The sequence below is a fragment of the Arenibacter palladensis genome (assembly GCF_900129275.1).
GTDB lineage: Bacteria > Bacteroidota > Bacteroidia > Flavobacteriales > Flavobacteriaceae > Arenibacter > Arenibacter palladensis.
On sequence record NZ_FQUX01000002.1, the window covers coordinates 645,468 to 668,716 of the forward strand.

The window sequence follows — 23,249 nt, forward strand, 5'->3', positions numbered from 1 at the left end:
ATTGTCCAATTATTTTTTTAAAATCATCACAAGTCGGTATTTCGAAGACTGGATTTCATAAATTAGTGGTTAGAACAAATAGCAACTAGTATCTTAAAATAAGATTCCAACCTATGTCCAAAAAAAAAACTACTCACAAAAAAGCCTCCACAAGACACATTAAGACCGGTAAGTCTCCGGGGACAGTTACCTATTTAGGAAGTAGGGAAGGGGCCAAGAGTGTTGTTAATATCATGGAATACAATCAGCAGGACATCCACGAATCTACAATTGATGTCTATGCCCCGTCCAATTTCAATAAAATTATCGACCATATTAAAACTCCATCCATCTCGTGGATAAATATTATAGGTATAAGCGATGAGAAGTTTATTGAAAATTTGGGAAACGCCTTCGCACTTAACCCATTATCCACAGAAGATGCCGTAAATACACATCAACGCCCAAAAATAGACGAATACGACAACTATATTTTTGGAACCTTCAAAATGCTCTATTTGGATGAGAACAATGTCTTGGTGGCAGAACATGTGGCCATCGTTTTAATGGAAAATATGGTTCTTGTATTACAGGAAATGCCAGATGACGTTTTTAAGAGCGTTAGAGAAAGGGCCAGGACCAAAACTGGACGAATAAGAACTAAAAAGGCCGATTATTTATTTTTTACATTGCTGGACGCCATTATTGACAATTATTTTGTGGTATTGGAGAATGTCAACCACAAAATAGACCTTTTGGAAGAGGAAGTATACGATAACCCTAGGCCCGAAACGGCACACGCTATACAAGAACTAAAAAAGGAAATACTCAAAATTAGAAGGTTTATCTATCCAGTTAAAGAGTTAATAAATAAACTAATAGATTCGGAACATGTCTTAATTAGCGATGACACCAAGATTTTTCTCAGAGACACCATGGATCATTGCACGGAAATTAATGATAGCCTTAACATATTACGGGAAATGTCCATGAGCCTCATGGAAATGTATATGAGTAACATTAGCAATAAAATGAATGAGGTAATGAAAGTACTGACTATAATGGCCACTATTTTCATACCCCTTACCTTTATTGTTGGGGTCTATGGAATGAATTTCCAGTATATCCCGGAACTGCAGTATCACAATGGATACTTCTATGTTTGGGGGCTTATGATAGCCATATTCATTGGCCTCCTATTCTATTTTAAAAAGAAGGGATGGCTATAAATCTGTGCCATACGGTTCACCATTAATCGAACAGATCCGAAGAAAGATAGCGGTCGCCACGGTCGCATACAATGGAAACTATGATGCCCTCGTCCAAACTTTGGGCCAATTTCACTGCGGCAGCAGCAGCGCCACCACTGCTCATTCCAGCAAAAATACCTTCCTCCTTTGCCAATCGCTTGGCCATATCCCTAGCTTCCTGCTCGGTAACCTCCATAACGGAGTCCACTTTCTTGGGATTAAAAATTTTTGGGAGATATTCTACAGGCCATTTGCGAATACCGGGAATTTTAGCCTCATCGGCGGGTTGCACCCCAACAATTTGAATATTGGAATTCTTTTCCTTCAAAAAGGTGGATGTCCCCATGATAGTTCCTGTGGTTCCCATAGACGACACAAAATGGGTGATCTCTCCTTGGGTATCCCTCCATATTTCCGGACCGGTACTTATATAATGTGCCTTCCAGTTATCATCATTGGAAAACTGGTTGATCATAGTATAACCTTCCTCTTTCACCTTTAGTTCGGCATAGTCCCTTGCGCCTTCAATTCCCACATCAGCAGGAGTAAGGGTTACCTTGGCGCCATAGGCCCTCATGGTCTGCACTCTTTCCTTGGTAGAATTTTCGGGCATTACCAATTCTATATCCAATCCATAAATTCCGGCTATCATGGCCAGGGCTATACCGGTATTTCCACTGGTAGCCTCTATCAATTTGGAGTTTACATCAAAATCGCCCCTTTCCAAACCTCCTTTTAACATATTAAGGGCGGCTCGATCCTTTACGCTTCCTCCGGGATTATTTCCCTCCAACTTAAAAAATAGTTTAACCTTGGGATTGGTGTTGATTGCTTTTGATATTACCAAGGGAGTGTTCCCTATAATATCCAAAATACTATGAGACATGCGGTAAAGTTTTTATTTTAATAATTGGAGAATGATAAACAGTGGAATTGGCGGGCACAGATTCTGTAATCCAAGCATTTCCTCCAATTATGGAATTTTCCCCAATTACTGTATCCCCTCCTAGGATAGTGGCATTGGCGTATATGGTAACATTGTTTTCAATGGTAGGGTGACGCTTTGTTTTTTGCAGTTTTTTGGCAACATACAAAGCTCCCAAAGTTACCCCTTGATAGATTTTTACGTTATTTTTAATTATCGCCGTTTCACCAATAACCACGCCAGTGGCATGATCTATAAAAAAGGAATTTCCTATCTGAGCGCCCGGATTAATGTCCACACCCGTCTGTCTATGCGCATATTCCGTCATCAATCTCGGAACTAGGGGGAAACCATCTATATAAAGTTCATGGGCAAGCCTGTAAATAGCAATGGCATAAAAACCTGGGTAGGCCATATACACCTCTTCAATGGATAAGGAGGCAGGATCGCAATTAACAATGGCCTCGGCATCCAAATTCAATTTTTCAAGAATTTGCGGCAGGCGCACCACAAAATTTGCCCAAACCCTTTGGCAGGGTTTGTCCACCTGCCAACAGGCCAAATTAACCAAGGCATCAAATTCCTTTTCCAATATATCCAGGTTTTCATCAACCGGAGTATCTATATCGAACAGGGTATAAAACAAACGATTGGTAAACGATTCAGTCCTTTCCTTGAGTTCAAACCTCAGGTTGGGCTGATTTTTGTGTTCCTTAATATTCTTTATTATAGATGCTTTATCCATTTGCACTTTTGATTATACATTCAAAATTAACCATTATTTCAAAATCAGCTTGTGCTAAATTGGTTAACTTTAGCACAAAGATAATGTGTTATGAGTCGTATACAACAGCAGCTAATTACGAAAGATGTATTTCAATTTTTGGAAAACCTAAAAAAAAATAACTCTAGGGAATGGTTCGCTGAGCACAAAACTGAATTCAAGGAGCTGGAAACAGAGGTAAAGAGTTTTTATTCCGCCTTAATGAATAAATTGAAAGCCCATGATGATATTGAAAAATTAAAAATGTTTCGCATCTATAGGGATGTGCGTTTCTCAAAAGACAAAACCCCCTATAAGACCCATTTTGCCGGATCTTTTTCCAGGGCAGGACAACGGTTGCGAGGCGGGTACTATTTGCGGTTAAAACCAAAAGAAACCTTTATTGCTGCAGGATTTTGGGAACCCAACAAAGAGGACCTCTTCAGAATTAGGAAGGAATTTGAAACCGATGCATCTGAAATACGCGCCATCATGGACAAGAAAAGCTTCAAGGAGGTATGGGGCGACATGCAGGGCGACGAATTAAAAACTGCTCCCTCAGGATTCGATAAAGATCACCCCAACATTGATTTGATCAAAAGAAAACAATTCATTTTTATCAAGAATTTTTCAGACAAAGAAGTGATGTCTCCAAATTTCCTAACGAATGTAGACCTTGCTTTTCAAGAAATACGACCTTATTTTAATCTTATGAGCGACATACTCACCACCAATCTTAATGGGGAATCGCTTTTGGATTAAGAGTGCTATACTGCCTGAAGCGAAGCTTTCTCAAAAAATTGTACCTGATCCTTAATACGCTCAATGACCATTTGCATCATGCGTTTATTTAAAGAGGATGAATTAAGTATATATAATTCATACTCCTCCGTAGTAAATTGGCCTATGATAATGCCTTTAAGAGAATTTCTAAACTTAATGTCCTTTTGGATCGCATTTTCTATAAAAATCAGACGTTTGTTCATCCCTAGTTCATAAAAACTATTTTTATGTTTAGTGATGTAATTCTGGAAGACCAGAAGTAACAAGGAGTTTTGCATTTTAATTACAGGACGTAAGGTTTGGTTTTGAAACCTCTCATCACTGCTCATAATTTCCGTTACTTTGGCTGAAGGGATTATAGGACGAATTTCCAAAAGACTATGGGACCTATCGCTCATATCATTGGTGTTTTTATAAAGGTAGGAATTAGGATAAACCCTAATTAGGCAATCTTATTTAGTTTTTAACGAGGTTATGAACATTGTTATTTTATACCAGAAACAATGCCTTTTTATTGTTAGAGCAGCAAAAAGTTTAAAGTTTAATCCTATAAAATGGACTCTATGGCGTTATAGGAATAATCTTACATATTTAATGCGCATTAATTATAGGAATCTAATGATTATTGCCCCCATTAATTCCCAAATTGAACAAAAAATTATGGTGTAATTTAGATTTACCTAAATCGGTCTACATTTCTCCCAGAAGTATGTTATAGGGCAAATTTCTTTGCTAATTTTGCAGTAAAATTTTAGATACTATGAGATTTCATACAAGAAAATGGGTGAAACCAGAAGATTTAAATGCCAATGGCACCCTATTTGGAGGCAAGTTACTTGCCTGGATAGATGAGGAAGCCGCACTATATAGCATTATACAATTGGAAAACAAAAGGGTAGTTACCAAATATATGTCCGAAATAAACTTCATGAGCACTGCATTAAAAGGTGACATTGTTGAAATAGGTATAGATGTGGTAAAATTCGGAAAGACCTCCCTGACCCTTAACTGTGAGGTTCGGAACAAAATGACCAGGGAAACTATAGTTACCGTGGACAATATTATAATGGTAAATCTAGGTGCGGATGGAAAACCCAAACCACATGGAAAAACCAAAATTGAATTTGTAAGGGACCGTCTGGCTTCGGAAGTTTAATTATCGGCGTACGTTTTCGCCACTTCCTGTACCTTATCCAATACCCGTAGTAAATTGCCTCCCCAAAGTTGGGCAATTTCCTCTTCGGAATAACCTCTTTTAACCAGCTCCAGGGTAACGTTAGGGGTTTCGGATGCATCTGTCCATCCTTCAATGCCTCCTCCGCCATCAAAGTCGGAGCTGATACCTACGTGATCTATCCCAATTAAATCTACCATATAATCTATGTGATCAACAAAGTCGGCCACATCCACGGCCTGTGGCCGATCTGCCCTCTTGCCAATCTTAGCCTTGGCCAAAGACACTACTTTGGAATAATTCTCTTTAAAGGTATTTTTCTTTGCTTCTGAAAGATCGGCAAGCTCATCAAAGGAATACCAATCTATCCCCAAAGAATCGGCAACCTCTTCATAGAAGCCTTTCAAGAAGGCTGCATGGGCCTCATGTTTTTTGGTATTCAGATAAGAGCTAAAGGCTACCGTTTGCACCACGCCACCATTTTCCTTCATAAGCAACAATTGTTCGTCATCCAAATTCCGGCTATGGTCGCACAACGCCCGAGCAGAGGAATGGGAAGCAATAATTGGAGCTTTGGAAAAGGCTATCATTTGCTTCATGGATTCTTTGGATACATGGGATACATCAATCATTATCCCTAACCTATTCATTTCCTTTACGGCCATTTTACCAAGATCGCTCAATCCGTTGTGCAACCACACTCCATCGGCCTCACCTGTATTGGAGTCACAAAACTGACTATGCCCGTTGTGGGAAAGGGAAATATATCTAGCCCCTAAATTGTAATAATTTTCAAATTCCGAAATGTCTTCTCCTATTGGATAGGCATTTTCAACCCCTATCATGGCCACTTTTTTACCAGAACCTGCAATTCGTTGGACATCCTTGGAGGTATATGCCAGATCTATCTCTTCCGGGGCTATTTCCTCGCACAATCTGTGAATGGCATTAAACTTTGCCATGGCATTCTCCTTGGCTTTCGCATACCCTTCTTCGGTTAATTCGCCCTGACCGGTATAGACTATTAACCACGGAACATCCAAGTCCCCACTTTTAAGTTTTGGGAGATTTACCTGATTGTCCAATTTTTGGGTATAATTTATAGTATCGGTAAAATTGGCCACATTAATATCTACATGGGTGTCGATAGTAATAACCTCCTTGTGTATTCGTGCCGCTTTTTCTTCGACCGACTCCGCCAATTTTTCTTGTTTTTCCTTGCAGGCCATAATCGACAAAAGACATATAAATCCGATAAAATGCTTCATACTTATAGGGTTTGATACATACAAATAACGGCATTTGACAACATAAAATGAAGCATAGATAACATTTAATTGTAAACCGCACTTTAAAAGGTGAGTTTTAGACTTTCAGAACCCAAACTATTACAAATTGAAATCCAACAACCTACTATCCCATTTGACAAATCTTGAAGGTCAACTCAATCATTTCTCTTTTGAGGAATTAACCTCGGAGGAAGCTTCCTTATTAAAAAAATCCTTTATGACCTTTAAATATCGTCTGGAGGAAAAGGTATTGGGGCCAAAACCTAAAGTTTCCAATTCCGATGCAATCAACAAGGATTTTGAATCGGCCATCGGGAATAAAGAATTGGCAAATCCAACAAAGAACAGACCAAATCGGGAAGAAGGTAGGTTACTCGCAAAGGTAGGGGATGAAATTAGGACCCCTATCAACAAAATTATAGCCTCTGTGGATCTTCTAAAAGAAGGCAACATAACCGAGGCACAACTAGTGCAACTTAATTCAATAACCACCACTTCCAACGACCTGTTAAACATTATCAATGAGCTTTTGGAATATACCAAGCTTACTTCGGGAAAGGAAAAGTTTGAAAATATAGAATTTAACTTTCACAGCATTATTAGGGATACCATGTATCTCTGCAATATGCTAATAACCAAGAAAAATGTAACCCTAGAGGTAGATTTGGATACGGAAATACCCGAAATACTTTTGGGGGATCCATCCAAGTTGTCCCAAATTCTGCTTACCCTCCTGGGCAATTCTATAAAACTTATTGATGAAGGAAGTGTCCTTCTAAAAATTAAACTACGAAGGCAGCAAAGAAATTACTATGTGCTCGATTTTGAAATAAGGGATTTCCGTACCGGAACATTAAAACACGACCTAAAGCAACATGAATCAAATAGGAAAATGGATTCCGATGTGAACGGTTTAGGAATTGGCTATGCTATGGTAAAGGGAATATTGGAGATTTTAAATGGATCTATAGCAACCATGGCCACCTTGGATGATGGTTGCACTTATAAGTTCACCATCCCTTATAAAAAGGGCAGACAGAACAAATCATCTGGCTACGGGTTCGATTCCAACAATATAACCACAACGGAAAATATTATTGAAGGCCTCCATATCCTAGTTTTTGAAGACAATATGTTTATTCAAAAAATAATTGAACAGCGCTTAAAAAATTGGGGATGCACCGTGCATGTAACAGATAATGGCCTTGCTGGAATGGATTATTTGTTAAAACATAGGGTAGATCTAGTATTAATGGACCTTAGAATGCCGGTAATGAATGGATTTCAAATTACCCAAATAATTCGGGAATCCAATAATAATCACGTCAAGGGCATACCTATTATAGCCCTGACAGGCGATTTTACCATTAATGATAAAATGAAATGTAACGCATTGGGAATAGATGACTATATCCTAAAACCGTATAGCCCCAATGAATTACTTACCACTTTGTATAAATACAAAAAAAATATATGGTCCAAACCACTAATTGAAGCTAAAGAAGATCTTACCCCTTATTCAGAAAAAAAGGAAGTGTGGGAAGTTAACTTAACAGATATACTGGAAGAGTGCATGGGTGAAATAGACCTGTTGGAAGAGCTGATCGGCTTATTTAAACAAAATATGCTGGATTTCATCGGCAGGGCCAATGTCTATATCCCCGAAGGCAACTTTAATCGCTTGGGGTTTGCTGCCCACAAGGTTAAATCGGGACTTTCCATGATGAGGGCGGATCATCTTTATTCCCTTGTAGATAAAATTACGATAGGCTGTAAGACCCATAGGAACTTACCGGAAATAGGACGGTTATATGATCAATTACTATTGGCATACCCCATGGTAGAAAAAGCCATTGATAGGGAACTGATGTTACTAAAAGGAAAGGGAAAATAAACATCTAATTAAATACAAAGTAAGAATAAGTGAATATTCCTCAAATACATACCAACTTGATATGGGATTTAACGGCCTTGTTCTTGCTTTTATCCATAGGATATTTGACCATCCTATTCTTTTTAAAAAACGGCGCACTGCTAAAGTGGAGGAACCATAGGGAAGAAAAAAGGAAACATCTAAGGGGAATAATCTGTGAGCTTTTACTATACGAGCAAGGAAGGCTAAAAATGGAGGAAAGAGAACTCATAGACCTTAAAGTGGAAATATGGAAGTTTCTAAGGCACTCGGGCAATAAACGCTTCATATCCAAAATTTTAATTGAGATGAACCACGATCTAGATGATGGGGCAAAACATATAATCCATAGGCTTTCCAAAGAATTTGGCCTACAGATAGCTGCTTTCGAAAACTTGGAAAATATGGACATCTTTACCGACGGAAATAGTACACCACACAATGATACAATTGGCAATGTTGCCATTTTACCAGATAAAGAATCAATAATTGAAGAACCTAAAATGAATCAACCATTGAATAGCAATACCGATAAATTGGATACCAAAACCGTTTTGCCAATAGGGGAGGAGCTAGATATTAGCTTCGTTCCCTTGGTAATAAATAATGAGGACATAAAGGACGGTAGTAGTATGGAAGTACAGGAAGTACTAATGTTTAGCAACGATTTGGAATTCTTAACGGAATGCCTCGGTAAGGAAAGTTTTGAAAGAAACCCCTATGAGGCAATATACGAGGAGCTTTATGGCGAAAGTATAATTCTCCCTACTAGCAAAACACATAACAAGGACACTTCTTTTTTAAACATAGATTTCTTGCCTTGGATAATGGAAATCGAAGAAGAGAAAATGGAACCTATCACTAACATTAATGACCTTGAAGTGGAATATGAGGTGGTTTTGGACCCACAATTAAAAAAACAGATCAGTGATATATTGAAGTCGCATGTAGAGGAACAAAACACAATGCTTGCCAAAGACCAGGAGGATAATATATTGGATCTAGGAGAAATGGACCTTCCCGCGGCCAAATTCTATACAGATTGGGAATTTAAAAAGGTGAAGCTACTACATTCCATAGCAGAAATGGGGGATATACGAGAAGTACCCCTATTAAATGAAATGTTGGATGAAGAAGAAAACGAATCCATAAGCAATCTTATTAAAGAAATAATTTTCAGGTTCCTCTCAGAGTACCCCATGAATATTGATGAGGAGGAGGATAACAACAATCTTGTAGATTTCGGGGAACATTATGTATTTAACCATTTAATGAACTCTTTGGACAGGGAATCGCAACTGTTATTGCTACAGGAGATGCAACAAATAGGGGATCTAAGTGATCTATATTTCTTGGAAACCCTACACAACCATTCCGATAAGGCCATAAGGGAAAAGGCCAAATTGGTTTCTTTACATCTCGAATCCAAAAGGCAGAACAACCCCCCAAGCAATATGGAAAACCCTACCACTCAGAGCCAGAATCAAAAAAAGGAAATAAAAGGTCCCTCAAAACTGCATTTAGACCCTTTATTTACCTTTGAAACAGCAAAATCCGGCTTTGTTTCCACGACATTATCCAACAGGGAAACTCAAGAAAACGAAAAGGCATTATCATTGGATCTCTCTGCTACATCTATAGATGACGGGGAGGACACCTTAGGTCACAACGACCTGTTCAACATCGATTTTGATATTACGACCTCAGAGAATATTACGTTCTACAACAGTAGTTACCATAAAGGGGATAATAATCTGGAGGAATTGGAAGAAATAAAATTCCTAGACCAGTTAAAGGACCTAACCAATAAAATTTTTAAGAAATAAATGGTTTTAGTCCATAGTGAAAGCCCCGGCACCCTTGACTAGAGTAATTGGATAATTTGCCAATAAAAAGATTAAACTTTATGAACTGTAACTTTTACAACTAAAAAACACTTATACACAACATTTTATTGTTGGGAAAAGAGATAATAAATATGTTTACTATATAATTATTGACCCAAACAATAATAACCTAAACCAAGTCTTACTATGTTATACGACACCTACGGAGAGGAATACCTAGCATTCCTACAAGATTTAAATGAAATTTTGAGTTTAAACGAATTGGCTGAGTTGGACTATATGTAGTCCCACCCAGAATTCAAAATCTAAAAAACCCCTATTAAGATGGCAAAACAAAATCCAGACAACGCTGCTTATTTAAACTTCATTGAAGATTTAAATGAAATCCTAATCGATTTCAATATTAGTAAATTAAGTTATTCTTAAACCCATAACCTTAGAAACAAAGAGGCCGAATAAATGCTATTTTATTCGGCCTCTTTGTTTTGGACAATTTATCCCAAATAAGTTTTGAGCAATTTACTTCTGGAGTTGTGACGGAGCTTTCTAATAGCTTTTTCCCTTATCTGTCTAACCCGTTCCCTGGTAAGATCAAATGTGAGTCCTATCTCCGCCAAGGTCATGGATTGCTGATCTCCAATACCATAATACAATTTAACAACATCGGCCTCCCTTTGGGAAAGCGTGTCCAATGCTCTATTGATCTCCGTATTTAAGGACTGCTGTAAAAGTACCCTATCTGGTCTTGGGGATTCCCCTGAACGAAGAACATCGTATAGATTGGAGTTTTCCCCTTCTTTCAAAGGGGCATCCATAGATACGTGTCTACCTGAATTTTTTAAGGATTGCTTTACCTCACTAACGGACATTTCCAATTCTTTGGCTATCTCCTCTGGTGATGGTGGCCTTTGATGGGCCTGCTCCAAATAGGAAAATGTCTTTTTAATTTTATTAATGGATCCAATCTTGTTCAGTGGTAGTCGCACAACCCTGGATTGTTCGGCCAACGCCTGAAGAATAGCCTGACGGATCCACCAAACGGCGTACGATATAAATTTAAAACCTCTTGTTTCATCAAAACGTTTGGCCGCTTTAACCAAACCTACATTCCCCTCATTGATTAAATCAGGGAGCTTTAAGCCTTGATTTTGATATTGTTTGGCAACAGAAACCACAAATCTTAAATTTGCAGTCGTAAGTTTTTCCAAGGCAATTTGATCCCCGTCCCTGATCTTTTGAGCCAATTCAACCTCCTCATTAGCGGTGATCAACTCTATTTTACTGATATCCTGCAGATATTTGTCTAGTGATTTTGATTCCCTATTCGTAACCTGCTTGATAATCTTTAGTTGCCTCATATATTTTTTATTTGGATTTTGAAGTGTTAATCTCTCATTATACCTTTTTTTTATGTCTTTTCCAAGGGAAGCCGCATTACTTATACATAATTTATGAGAAGTTTATGATATTCCTTGTCCAATCCAATTATTAAAATGCTAATTTACCTTCTTGTGCTATTTTTTGATTTTTATATATGAAATTGCAGTTCTTAAGTTCAAATCGAATTAATTGGGAGAATGAGTAAAAGGGCATTGGTAAAATATTTGTCGGAATTAAAAAAAAAGGAACTGGAAGAGCAATTGATTGATCTATATCACAGATTTCCGGTAGTAAAGGAATATTACGATTTTGTTTTTAACCCTAAGGAAGATAAGCTGTTGCAGGAGGCAAAAATAAAGATCTCCAATGAATACTTTCCCATAAAAAGAAAAAGGCCCAAGGCCAGAAGGTCCGTTGCCCAAAAATATATAAAGCACTTTGTGAAATTGGGGGTAGACCCCCACTTAACGGCAGATCTAATGTTGTACAATTTGGAGGTGGCACAATCTTTTTCGCTGGAGAAAAATGTCCCGGAGGCTTTCTATAAAAGTATGGGCAACTCCTTTAACGAACTGGTCCAATTTGTTTCCGTAAATGCCTTATTAAGCGATTTTAAGGATAGAATTGTTGCCTGTTATATATTTACACAGGATCATCATTGGCCTAACAGGGAGGGATTCTCAAAGTCCTTGGACATCATCGACTGACCACAAATTAGCACCTTTTTCAACTGTTTAAACCCATTTGCCCTCCCACGGTCTATGGGGTTCACGAATTTAAAAGTATAAAAAGAATAATTCCAATTTCATGTTTTTACCTTATTAATTTGAAACCGGCACAAAAAACTCTTAATTTTGTAAGGTTTGATTTTTCTTAATTTTAAAAAATTTCATTTCCCGTTTGGAGCTACCTAAAGAAAGTACAGAAAAAACCCTTTATGATTATCAAGAGGAAGACTTGAACACCATTTTTAAGTGTTTGGAGGAATCCCCGGACGATATGAACCTTTTATACCAATTGCCCACGGGCGGAGGTAAAACGGTTGTTTTCTCGGAAATTGCGAAAAGATATATTCATAAAACCAATAAAAAGGTAGTAGTTCTTACCCATAGAATTGAATTGAGCAGCCAAACCTCCAAAATGTTAAAGGGATTTGGGGTTAAAAATAAAATTATCAACAGCGAGGTAAAGGAGTTACAGGACCAAGACCAATACATGTGCTTTGTGGCCATGGTAGAAACCCTTAACAATAGACTTCAGGATGACAAGGTGAAGATCAATGACATTGGACTTGTCATTATTGATGAAGCGCATTACAATTCCTTTAGAAAATTATTCAAATATTTTAAAAAGTCCATCATCCTTGGGGTTACCGCAACGCCTTTAAGCTCCAATATAAAACTCCCTATGAAGGACCACTATCAAAAATTGATCGTGGGAGAATCCATATCATCGCTCATTGAAAAGAATTTTTTGGCCAAGGCCAATATGTACAATTACGACGTAAGCCTTAAAAGTTTGAAGTTGGGCATTAGTGGCGACTATACGGTAAAATCATCGGACGAGCTTTATGGCAACCAGAACATGCTTACCAAATTGGTAAATGCCTATGAAGAGATAGCAAAAGGAACCAAAACCCTTATTTTCAACAACGGGATCAATACCTCCTTATATGTGTTGGACACCTTTAAAAAGGCAGGGTACAACATTCGGCATTTGGACAATAAGAATAGTGCTTCCGAGCGTAAGGAAATTTTAAAATGGTTTTCAAAAACCCCTGATGCCATACTCACCTCGGTCAGTATATTGACCACTGGATTTGATGAACCCACTGTAGAGACCATTATTTTGAACAGGGCCACCAAATCCTTGACCCTTTATTTTCAAATGATAGGTAGGGGTTCCAGGATATTGCCAAATAAGAATGAATTTACCGTGGTGGACCTTGGGAACAATGTGGCCCGATTCGGTCTTTGGAGTGCTCCCATAGATTGGCAGGAAATATTCCATTTCCCGGATTTCTTTTTGGAAAGCATAAAAAATGATGAAGAAATAGAGCGGGACTTTGTGTACGAGATGCCAGCCGACCTGAAAGCGCTATTCAGTAAGTCCAAAAATATCGAATTTGACATCAAAGCGGAATACAAAAAAGTTTTTGCCCAGGGACTTAAATCCAAAACCGTACTGGAGAACAGTATAGAACAGCATGCCACTATATGCGTTGAAAATAGTGAGGATGTATTTGACGCCCGTATCCTGGCCAAGAAATTAAAGGAAGAGATCGCCTATAGGGTGCGCCAATATTCCTATTGCATCATGAACAATACCAAGAACTACAAGGAATGGTTGGAGGAAGATTATGAGCGGAAACTTCGTTCCAAAATTTCCCAGAAATTCGCCAAGCGCCTTTAGAACACATACTCCCAGAAATGGACAAAAAATTATTGATCATTGGCTATGTGTGGCCAGAGCCAAATACAACGGCAGCTGGGGGAAGAATGCTGCAATTGATTCATTTCTTTATAGAGCAGGATTACCAGATAACTTTTGCTTGTACTGCGGCAGAAAGTGAATACTCCTATAATCTTGGCAGCCTTGGGGTACACAAGAAAACTATTCAATTAAACCATTCCAGTTTTGACACTTTTTTAAAGGATTTAAATCCGGATATCGTTCTTTTTGACCGTTTTATGATAGAGGAACAATTTGGATGGCGTGTTGCCAAAAATGCCCCAAATGCCCTACGGATTTTGGATACCGAAGATTTACACTCGCTTAGAATCTCCAGACATCTTGCCTATAAAAAATCCATTCCCTTTACCGAGCAATTTTGGTTGGACCAAGACCAGACAAAAAGGGAAGTGGCTAGTATTTATAGATGTGATCTAAGTTTGATCATTTCCTTACATGAAATGGAGCTTCTGACCAAGACCGTTAAAATAGACAAAAGCTTACTATTGCACTTACCTATGATGTATGATGCAATTGATGGGAAACAACGGAACAATAGGCTCCAATTTGAACAAAAAAAGGATTTTGTCTGTATCGGCAATGGGAAACATGCACCCAATATAGACGCAGTGCTGACCCTTAAAAAAGTCATTTGGCCCCTGATCCGCAAGGAATTGCCCCTTGCCAACTTATTTGTTTACGGAGCTTATATGCCCGAAAGCATTAAACAATTGAACAGCCCAAAACAAGGGTTTTACATTATGGGACATGCCCATGATGCGGATGAGGTGATATCCAAAGCCAGACTTAATCTGGCGCCCCTAAACTTTGGAGCGGGAATTAAAGGCAAATTACTAAGTGGCATGTTGAACGGTACTCCCAGTATTACGACGAAAATTGGGGCAGAAGGCATCTGCGAAAACATGCCGTGGAACGGAATTATAGCCAATAATGCGGAGACTTTTGCAAAGGCGGCCGTTTTCCTATACCAGAATAAAGAGCAGTGGTCCAATGCCAGAGAGAATGGAATTGCCATTATTAACAGTATTTACAACAAAGCTGTATTACAACAAAGATTAAAGGACAGAATAGAGTTGCTTGCCAAGAATCCAGAATTGCATAGAGCTGGCAACTTTATTGGCAATATGCTGTTGCACCATACAATGGCCAGTACCAAATTTATGTCCAAATGGATCGAGGAAAAAAATAACCACCCATAATTGGGAAAAAACATTGGTGGAAGTTTACCAAATAAAGAGTATTATCTTTGATAACTGTTAAACCATTTTTGAAATGCAGAAAAAAATTGATTGGAAAGTAGTTAAGGAATTTGAGGATATCACTTATAAAAAATGTGGCGGCGTTGCCCGAATAGCCTTTAATAGGCCAAATGTTAGGAATGCTTTTAGGCCAAAAACTACAAGTGAACTATATCAGGCATTCTATGATGCCCAGGAGGATACCAGCATTGGGGTTGTATTACTTTCCGCCGAAGGTCCGTCCACCAAAGATGGGGTATATTCCTTTTGCAGTGGAGGGGATCAAAAAGCTAGGGGCAATAAGGGTTATGTTGGGGAAGACGGCATGCACCGCCTAAATATTTTGGAAGTACAACGGCTTATAAGGTTTATGCCCAAAGTGGTCATTGCCGTAGTTCCAGGATGGGCTGTTGGAGGTGGCCATAGTTTACATGTGGTCTGCGATCTAACTTTGGCAAGTAAGGAGCACGCCATCTTTAAACAAACAGATGCGGACGTAACCAGTTTTGACGGAGGATACGGATCGGCCTACCTGGCAAAGATGGTGGGACAAAAAAAGGCCAGGGAAATATTTTTCCTAGGTAGAAATTATTCGGCACAGGATGCTTTGGAAATGGGTATGGTAAATGCGGTTATCCCCCATGAGGAATTGGAAGATACGGCTTATGATTGGGCCCAGGAAATACTTGAAAAATCGCCAACCTCCATTAAGATGCTAAAATTTGCCATGAACCTTACCGACGACGGTATGGTTGGGCAGCAGGTATTTGCAGGGGAGGCAACAAGATTGGCCTATATGACGGAGGAAGCAAAAGAGGGAAGGAATGCCTTTTTGGAAAAACGAAAACCAAATTTTGGTAAGAACAACTGGATCCCTTAACCTTTTATATTTTCCAAAACCCTAGAAACTAAAAAGAGCCTTGTCTTTTAGGACAAAGCTCTTTTACGAGAACACTATATGAAAATGAAAAATCTTTTATTTCTTTATTACATAGCCAAAGTAGTATAGATAACCTTGATATAGAAACTATTGTTGTGAAGTGGTCAAAAGTTGTGGTTTGGCAAGGGAAACTTGTTATCTAACAAAATAAAAGAATAAAAAATTGAAGTAGTTAATACTAATATATGGCATTCAAAAAAATACAGGAACAGTTAAAAGTGGCGTTGGAGCAGCAGGGAATTAAAGAACCTCTTCCTTTTCAAAAAGCAATCCTCTCAAAGATTAAAGGAGGAGGCAATGTTTTTGGAATAGCCCCCGACGGTGCCGGTAAAACTACCTCCATAATAATTAGTACACTTCAAAAATTAAACTGTGCTGCTTTTGAAGAGGCTCCAAGAGCTTTGATCTTCGTTAAGGACAAAGAAGCCGCATTGGCCCTACAAAGTGAATTTGAACGCTTTACAAGAAGAATGGATCTGCGCATATACCCAGTATATGAGGAACACAATATTGAAGCGCAGAGAAATGAAATTTTTGAGGGAGTGGATATTGTTATTGCCACCCCAAAAAGATTGAGCAAAATCTTTTACCTCAACGGTATTAATTTAGGGAAACTAAAGTTATTTATTGTAGACGATTCGGAGTTCTTGTCCAAACCCAGCCCTTTTTCCGATGTCATCAGAATCCCTGAGAGCTTGGACAGGTGTCAGTATGCCATTTTTTCCACCAAGTTCGATCATCGCATGGAGCGGATGCAGGAATTGTTTATGGCCAATGCACAGATAGTTGAAGTAGGGGAGTGATTTAATGTACCAATGCTATAATAAAACAATTGCTCCTTATCTTTTAGCAATCCCAAAAGGCCTAAAACTAAAAAGAGCCTTATCCTTTGGGACAAAGCTCTTTTACGAGAACACTATATGAAAATGAAAAAATTATTACTTCGTATTTATTACACTGCTAAAGTATAATGCTTGTGCGCTGTTATGAAATTAATGTTGGGAAATAGGTCATTTATGTGGTGAAAGGGACATTATATGATATTTTGAAAATTTACCGACCTTAAAAAATAGGGGACTACTCCTTGAAAAGAATATAAATCAATCGAATAATAGCTGACAAAACATTCCTAAATACAAGGATTGGCCCACATTCCAAATACTTTTTGCAAAAAAAGGCCGTGTTGAAGTGCCGCCCAAAAATTCTACATTGCCAAGGTTTTATAATTACAAGCAAACACTTTTTGTTATCTTTAATACTAGCTATCTCCCAATAGACTGAGTTATCATAGCGTATAAAAAAATGGTTGGCGTTTTTGTTTATTTCGGAATAAAAGTGCATTGGCCTAAACAAGCCCAGGGCTCATCATTTAAAGGGTTTATGGATTATGTAGTATAATTTGGATCCAAGTTGGATCCGCACTTAAATTATTCAGATAAATGGCAGATTTCGAATTATTTGAACCTAAGAGTTGGCTGGAACTACAAGCATATTTGTTCAATGAAAAAGACGATAAGATCGATAGATTTCGATCTCCATATGCTTATAGGGGGGTCTATAATGCCCAATTTGGATTAGAGACAAGCCTTCAAAGATTGGGGCGAATTCCGTCTAAGGTAGAAGCCACTATGATCAGAAACTTCAGGAAATACTCGCCCATTAACACCTTGATCGATGATTACAACAACCTTTGGAACTGGATCTCCTTGGGACAGCACCACGGACTTCCTACAAGACTAATTGATTGGACCCACTCCCCAAATGTTGCACTACATTTTTTAACAGAGGATATGGGCACTTATAATATGGATGGAGCCATCTGGATGGTAAACTATGTAGCCCTAAGGGAACACCTGCCGGAGGAACTCAAAACGCCCATTTTAAGCAAAGATATTTTCTATTTTAGCTCCATGGAACTAAAACAAACGATAGGTAATTCCATAGAGGAACTATATGATTTTTCAAGTAGGAACACCAATACCATGATATTTTTTGAGCCACCCTCCCTTGATGACCGTATCATAAACCAATTTGCACTTTTTTCATTTATGCTAGATCCGGATTCCAGTCCATTGGAATGGCTTAAAAAGCATCCCAAATATTTAAAAAAAGTAATTATCCCATCAGGTTTAAAGTGGGAAATAAGGGATAAGTTAGATCAGGCAAACATTACCGAAAGAATCATTTATCCCGGCTTGGAGGGAATTTCCAAATGGTTAAAAAGATGGTATAGCGATAAAAACAAAGTCTAGTAATTGGTAAATTACATATTACCAATCCCTCTATTTAAAGGGGAGCTTTAATCCAAAAAATCAGCGTGAATAATATTGTGGATACATTGTATTTTAGGAGTCGGAGACTAACATTATGGTTAGTGTTGACAGCCGTGCTTGTTTCCATGGCTTCCTGCAAGGAAAAAGTTGTGGATGATGGTTATATCTGGAAAAAACTTAGGGTAACGGCCACGGCATATAATTCCTTTCCTTCACAAACCTCTAAGATCCATCCGGGAATTACCGCCTGGGGCGATTCCATAAAACCGGGAATGAAAATAATTGCCGTTTCCAAAGACTTGATTCCCTTGGGTTTGGATTACAATACCCAGGTAAAAATAAAAGGGGATACCAGTATTTATTTGGTAAAGGATAAAATGCATTCCAAATGGAAAAATAGGATCGACATCTATATGGGAGAGGATAAGGAAAAAGCTTTGCAATGGGGGCGAAAAAAAATTACCATCCACTACAGGGTAAAAAGGGATTCCACGGAAATGAAATGATATTGTATCTTTATTCCCTAAGTTTATATGACTGCCAATAATGAAAAAAATAGTTCTTTTGTGTTCCCTTTTTATGACCTTTTCATGTGCCATTAACCGTGAAATAATAGACAAACCCATAATTTTTAACGAAGAGCGAAAGGATCTCACATTGGAATATATGTCGGATCACTATGGTCTTATCCAAGAAGAACCGCTTATAACGCCCAAGATGGTTGTATTGCACTGGACCGTAATCCCCACTCTGGAAAAATCGTACCAGGCCTTTGAGCTCCCTACCTTACCGGATTGGAGGCCAGAGATAAGCTCCGCCAGTGGTTTAAATGTATCCTCCCAATTCCTTGTAGATCAAGACGGTACAATTTACAGGCTTATGCCGGAAACCACTATGGCCAGACATGTGATTGGTCTAAACCATTGCGCCATTGGTATTGAAAATGTTGGGGGAACTGGGGATACCAAACTCACCAGGGCACAATTAAGATCCAACAAATGGTTGGTGAAATATTTAAAATCCAAATACGATATAGATTACGTAATAGGTCACTATGAATATACCCTATTTGAAGATCATGAACTGTGGTTGGAGAAGGATGAAGGGTACAGGACCGTAAAGACCGATCCAGGAGAAAAATTTTTAAAAAGAGTAAAAAGAGCTACCAAAAAACTTAATTTTAAACCTACACCAATTGCAAAATAATAATATGACATCATATAAATTCGCCCTTATCATTTGTTTACTAATTGTATTTTCGGGCTTTGGGCAGGAAAAGGATTTTACTTCCAACTTGTATACGACCTATGAAAAATACAAGGAACCTTCTTTGGACAAAAGAAGAATAAAACACAATAATATTCAGCCACTTATCAACAAATTATCCGCCAACCCAGAATTTAAGGTAAATGTTGTTGGAAAATCCATAGAAGGGCGCAGTCTTTCCCTAATAAGTATAGGAACGGGAACTACCGATGTTTTTCTATGGTCACAAATGCACGGGGACGAGCCCACGGCTACCCAAGCTATATTTGATATTTTCAATTTTTTAACCAGTGGCGATTTCAAAAACGAAAAGGAAAACATTTTAAAGAATTTAAAGTTGCACTTCTTGCCAATGCTCAATCCAGATGGGGCAGAGGTATATCAAAGGAGAAATACATTGGGAATAGATATCAATAGGGATGCACTTTCCTTGCAGTCGCCCGAGGGAAGGACCTTAAAAAGGGTAAGGGACAGTTTGGATGCGGATTTCGGTTTTAATCTTCACGACCAGAGCACTTATTACAACGCGGAAAGGACAGATAAGCCCGCTACCATTTCCTATTTAGCGCCTGCTTTTAATTATGAGAAGGATATCAATGAGGTTCGGGGAAATGCCATGAAGGTTATCGTCTATATGAATCAAATTATTCAAAAATATGCCCCGGGACAGGTAGGGCGCTATAATGACGATTTTGAGCCCAGGGCCTTTGGGGACAACATTCAAAAGTGGGGCACAAGTGCCATTTTAATAGAATCTGGAGGTTATAAAAGTGATCCGGAAAAACAGGAAATTAGAAAATTGAACTATGTTTCAATTCTATCCGCCATCTATAGTATCGCCAATGGCAATTATAAAAACATTCCCATTTCGGAATACGACAAAATCCCCGAAAATGATCGAAAACTATTCGATCTAAAACTCAATAACCTTACATACAACTTGTTGGGGAAAAATTATACTTTGGATGTGGGGATACACCAATTGGAGGTTGATAATCCATCGCACAAAACCTATTATAACAGTAGCAGGGTAGTAGACCAGGGAGACCTATCCACCTATTATGGATATGAAACCTTGGAAGGAAAGGGATACACTATGGTAGGAGGAAAGGTATATCCAAAAATCCTAGCCTCTATAAAAGAGGTATCCCAATTGAAGGCTTTGGATCTACTACGATCGGGCTTCACCTACGTGAGGGTGGAGAACATTCCCAAAGGTGAAAATTATGTATCCTACCCGCTAAATATAATAGGAAAGGATTATAAAGTTCCGGAATTTAAAATGAGGGTAGGCGTTATTCCGAATTTTATACTGGAACAACAGGGCAAACCTAGGTATGCCGTTGTCAATGGATTTCTGATCGACCTAAAATCCGGGGAAGGGAATTTTAAGAATGCACTAATATTACGTTAGTACTAATATCCATAAGATATCCGCATACTATCCCCATAGACAAGTATCCAGTAAAGCATCGTAAATAGGATGCTTACAATACAGGTGAAAATAGTTATGGCCAAGCCCTTAAACCCATTGGACAGTTCGCTGATGGCGCTGTACTTAAAGATGTCGTTTATTACAACCATGATATTCTTTTTTAAGTGTTACAAAATTTAGTCGTTAGCATTCATTATGAACATAGGTTAATAAGGGTTGTTATTATTAAAACAATTATCTCGCCAAAAACCCTACTTTTAGTCTTAATTAATGTGATTTAAATTCTCTAAAGGTCTGTTCAAGTTTCTTTTGTAAAGGGCTATATTGGGGACGGATTATATCTTGGTTAACTTAACCTTATCTAACAATTTCTACAGTTATAATTATTTTGTTTTGTTTAAATTGGTCAAGTCCATTTTATTTCACTGGCAATTCAATATGTTGTGAAATTTTTTGACCCGTAAATTTTAATATCGATAGTCCTAAAAATCAATTTCAATGCTTACTTCCAATCGCTTTTTTTTATTTATGTTTTTACTGTCCCTTCAAATCGTATTGGGACAGAAAACAAATTCATTTAAAATACATTCCCATAATGATTATTTGCAAACTGCACCATTTTGGGAGGCATATGCACATGGTGCCAACTCTATTGAGGTAGATGTATTTCTTAAAAACGACACTTTATATGCTACGCATGACGAGGTAGATATTATACCGAGCCACACCATAGAAAGCTTGTATTTGGGCCCAATGAACAATGTCATGGAACTACAGCTTGGCAAACACCAGGAGTTGCAGCTGTTGATAGATATAAAATCGGAAGCCTACACAACCCTGGCGAAGATAGTGGCTGTATTGGAAAAGTATCCCAACATTATCAATAATCCCAATATTAGCATGGTCATATCCGGAAATAGACCTAAGCCGGAAGAATACAAGAATTATCCAAAGTTTATAATGTTCGACTATCAGAGTTTGGACGATATCCCAAAGGCGGATGCTTGGGAAAAAGTAGCGTTGATAAGCCTACCTTTTTATAAGTTTTCCAGATGGAACGGAAAAGGAAGATTAACTGTAGAGGACTTGCAAAAGGTAAAGTCTACCATAGACAAGGCGCACTCTTACAACAAGCCGTTCCGTTTTTGGGCTACTCCAGACTCCAAGACCGCTTGGAAGGCCTTGCATGATTTAGGTGTGGACTACATTAATACGGACATGCCGGACAAGGCATCGGTATATTTGGAAACATTGGAAAATAGGGTGTTTTACAACAAGGCCAAATCCAATGTTTACAAACCTACCTACAAGTCCGACCAAACTGAAAAGTCTGTAAAAAATGTAATATTGCTCATCGGTGATGGTAATGGACTTACCCAAATTTCTTCATCGGTATTGGCCAATGGCGGTAGCCTTACCCTGACTCAGTTGAAAAGCATAGGGTTTATTAAAACGCAATCCTCGGACGATTTTACCACAGATTCCGCTGCCGCGGGCACGGCCTTGGCCACTGGGACCAAAACTTATAACAGGTCCATTGGAATGGCTCCTAACGGGCAACCCCTAACCAATATCACCGAATTGCTATATCAACATCAATTTATTACCGGATGTATCACTACGGATAAAATTGTGGGAGCCACCCCAAGTTCATTCTACGCCCATCAAAAAGACCGGGACGATACCGAGGGTATTGCCAAAGATCTATTGAATAGCAAGCTCTCCCTTTTTGTTGGGGGAGGGGAATCCGGTTTTAGCAAAGCGGATTTTCAGCGGAACAATTTTTCAATTTTGAAGGATGTTCAAGAACTTGGAACAAGCAAAAAGGATAAAATAGGATTGTTCATTGCCCAAAATGATGTTCCAAGTTTTTTGGAAGGCCGGGGTAATATACTGGCCGAAGCCACTAAAAATGGGCTTGAATTCTTAAACGCCAAGAAAAAACCATTTTTTTTAATGGTGGAAGCTGCACAAATAGACTCATACGGACATAAGAACGAAGTGGCCGGCATTATTACCGAGGGGATAGATTTTGACGTTGCAATATCCGAGGCCATAAAATTCGCGGATAAAACTGGCAACACCTTGGTGGTCATAACTGCAGATCATGAAACATCCGGGTTTACCATGCCACAGGGAAACATGGAAATGAGCATGGTGGAGGGCGACTTCACTACCGATGACCATACTGCCACCATGGTTCCTATTTTTGCATACGGACCCCATTCACAGGAGTTTCAAGGTGTTTATGAAAACAATGAAGTTTTTCACAAAATATTAAAGGTGCTCAATATAAAGGAATCCCGGAAATAGAATAAGCCAA

General features: G+C 38.5%; 21 protein-coding genes. 15 read left to right on the forward strand and 6 right to left on the reverse strand.

The window, feature by feature from the left end; genetic code table 11:
• The first annotated feature begins 113 nt into the window (after positions 1-113).
• Complete coding sequence (gene corA / locus BUA60_RS08780) at positions 114-1,208, forward strand: magnesium/cobalt transporter CorA (RefSeq protein WP_072861367.1); 1,095 nt, start codon at positions 114-116, stop codon at positions 1,206-1,208.
• Positions 1,209-1,230: 22 nt separating this feature from the next.
• Here the strand turns inward: corA and cysM are convergent, their stop codons facing one another.
• Together cysM and epsC are read right to left on the reverse strand one after the other, a co-directional pair.
• Positions 1,231-2,115, reverse strand: a complete 885-nt coding sequence (gene cysM, locus BUA60_RS08785; RefSeq protein ID WP_072861368.1) for a cysteine synthase CysM — start codon at positions 2,113-2,115, stop codon at positions 1,231-1,233.
• Positions 2,105-2,899, reverse strand: coding sequence for a serine O-acetyltransferase EpsC (gene epsC, locus BUA60_RS08790; RefSeq protein ID WP_072861369.1), 795 nt, complete (start codon positions 2,897-2,899; stop codon positions 2,105-2,107). The genes cysM and epsC overlap by 11 nt, the downstream gene beginning before the upstream one ends.
• A 90-nt stretch (positions 2,900-2,989) precedes the next feature.
• On the opposite strand from epsC, the gene BUA60_RS08795 reads away from it, so the two are divergent.
• Positions 2,990-3,679, forward strand: coding sequence for a DUF2461 domain-containing protein (locus BUA60_RS08795; RefSeq protein WP_072861370.1), 690 nt, complete (start codon positions 2,990-2,992; stop codon positions 3,677-3,679).
• A 5-nt stretch (positions 3,680-3,684) separates the two neighbouring features.
• Here the strand turns inward: BUA60_RS08795 and BUA60_RS08800 are convergent, their stop codons facing one another.
• A complete protein-coding gene (locus tag BUA60_RS08800; RefSeq protein WP_072861371.1) occupies positions 3,685-4,098 on the reverse strand; it encodes a glyoxalase in 414 nt (137 codons plus the stop codon).
• 362 nt (positions 4,099-4,460) lie between these two features.
• Here BUA60_RS08800 and BUA60_RS08810 point away from each other — a divergent pair, with 362 nt between their 5' ends.
• Positions 4,461-4,856, forward strand: a complete 396-nt coding sequence (locus BUA60_RS08810; RefSeq protein ID WP_072861373.1) for an acyl-CoA thioesterase — start codon at positions 4,461-4,463, stop codon at positions 4,854-4,856.
• Here the strand turns inward: BUA60_RS08810 and BUA60_RS08815 are convergent.
• Complete coding sequence (locus BUA60_RS08815; RefSeq protein WP_072861374.1) at positions 4,853-6,142, reverse strand: dipeptidase; 1,290 nt, start codon at positions 6,140-6,142, stop codon at positions 4,853-4,855. The genes BUA60_RS08810 and BUA60_RS08815 overlap by 4 nt on opposite strands.
• 127 nt (positions 6,143-6,269) lie before the next feature.
• Here BUA60_RS08815 and BUA60_RS08820 point away from each other — a divergent pair, with 127 nt between their 5' ends.
• Both BUA60_RS08820 and BUA60_RS08825 read left to right on the forward strand, forming a co-directional pair.
• Entirely contained in the window at positions 6,270-8,057 is a 1,788-nt protein-coding gene (locus BUA60_RS08820; protein WP_072861375.1) for a response regulator, read from the forward strand.
• A 29-nt stretch (positions 8,058-8,086) separates the two neighbouring features.
• The gene (locus BUA60_RS08825; RefSeq protein WP_072861376.1) at positions 8,087-9,901 is read left to right on the forward strand and encodes a hypothetical protein; all 1,815 of its coding nucleotides are present in this window, start codon (positions 8,087-8,089) and stop codon (positions 9,899-9,901) included.
• Positions 9,902-10,416: 515 nt separating this feature from the next.
• On the opposite strand, the gene BUA60_RS08830 is transcribed toward BUA60_RS08825, so the two are convergent.
• Complete coding sequence (locus BUA60_RS08830) at positions 10,417-11,280, reverse strand: sigma-70 family RNA polymerase sigma factor (RefSeq protein WP_072861377.1); 864 nt, start codon at positions 11,278-11,280, stop codon at positions 10,417-10,419.
• A 219-nt stretch (positions 11,281-11,499) separates the two neighbouring features.
• Between BUA60_RS08830 and BUA60_RS08835 the strand changes: the two genes are divergently transcribed.
• The 9 genes from BUA60_RS08835 to BUA60_RS08880 all read left to right on the forward strand — a co-directional run bounded on the left by BUA60_RS08835 (position 11,500) and on the right by BUA60_RS08880 (position 20,905).
• A complete protein-coding gene (locus tag BUA60_RS08835) occupies positions 11,500-12,009 on the forward strand; it encodes a DUF6155 family protein (protein ID WP_072861378.1) in 510 nt (169 codons plus the stop codon).
• Positions 12,010-12,202: 193 nt separating this feature from the next.
• The gene (locus tag BUA60_RS08840; RefSeq protein ID WP_072861379.1) at positions 12,203-13,714 is read left to right on the forward strand and encodes a DEAD/DEAH box helicase; all 1,512 of its coding nucleotides are present in this window, start codon (positions 12,203-12,205) and stop codon (positions 13,712-13,714) included.
• Positions 13,715-13,731: 17 nt separating this feature from the next.
• Positions 13,732-14,973: a glycosyltransferase gene (locus BUA60_RS08845; protein WP_072861380.1), complete on the forward strand. Its 1,242-nt coding sequence runs from the start codon at positions 13,732-13,734 to the stop codon at positions 14,971-14,973.
• Positions 14,974-15,046: 73 nt separating this feature from the next.
• Complete coding sequence (locus BUA60_RS08850) at positions 15,047-15,892, forward strand: 1,4-dihydroxy-2-naphthoyl-CoA synthase (RefSeq protein ID WP_245802514.1); 846 nt, start codon at positions 15,047-15,049, stop codon at positions 15,890-15,892.
• Between the two features lie 245 nt (positions 15,893-16,137).
• Entirely contained in the window at positions 16,138-16,755 is a 618-nt protein-coding gene (locus BUA60_RS08855; RefSeq protein WP_072861381.1) for a DEAD/DEAH box helicase, read from the forward strand.
• A 636-nt stretch (positions 16,756-17,391) separates the two neighbouring features.
• Positions 17,392-18,204 carry an FRG domain-containing protein gene (locus BUA60_RS08865; protein WP_072861383.1) on the forward strand — a complete coding sequence of 271 codons (813 nt, stop codon included), beginning with the start codon at positions 17,392-17,394 and terminating at the stop codon, positions 18,202-18,204.
• A gap of 122 nt (positions 18,205-18,326) precedes the next feature.
• Positions 18,327-18,731 (forward strand): 3D domain-containing protein, encoded by a 405-nt coding sequence (locus tag BUA60_RS08870; RefSeq protein WP_317043189.1) that lies wholly within the window; start codon positions 18,327-18,329, stop codon positions 18,729-18,731.
• Between the two features lie 40 nt (positions 18,732-18,771).
• Positions 18,772-19,431, forward strand: a complete 660-nt coding sequence (locus BUA60_RS08875; protein ID WP_072861385.1) for a peptidoglycan recognition protein family protein — start codon at positions 18,772-18,774, stop codon at positions 19,429-19,431.
• 4 nt (positions 19,432-19,435) lie between these two features.
• Positions 19,436-20,905 carry a M14 family metallopeptidase gene (locus BUA60_RS08880; protein ID WP_072861386.1) on the forward strand — a complete coding sequence of 490 codons (1,470 nt, stop codon included), beginning with the start codon at positions 19,436-19,438 and terminating at the stop codon, positions 20,903-20,905.
• 2 nt (positions 20,906-20,907) lie between these two features.
• On the opposite strand, the gene BUA60_RS23010 is transcribed toward BUA60_RS08880, so the two are convergent.
• Entirely contained in the window at positions 20,908-21,075 is a 168-nt protein-coding gene (locus BUA60_RS23010; RefSeq protein ID WP_178346982.1) for a hypothetical protein, read from the reverse strand.
• A 349-nt stretch (positions 21,076-21,424) separates the two neighbouring features.
• Here BUA60_RS23010 and BUA60_RS08885 point away from each other — a divergent pair, with 349 nt between their 5' ends.
• Positions 21,425-23,239, forward strand: a complete 1,815-nt coding sequence (locus BUA60_RS08885) for an alkaline phosphatase (RefSeq protein ID WP_245802515.1) — start codon at positions 21,425-21,427, stop codon at positions 23,237-23,239.
• Positions 23,240-23,249: the final 10 nt, after the last annotated feature.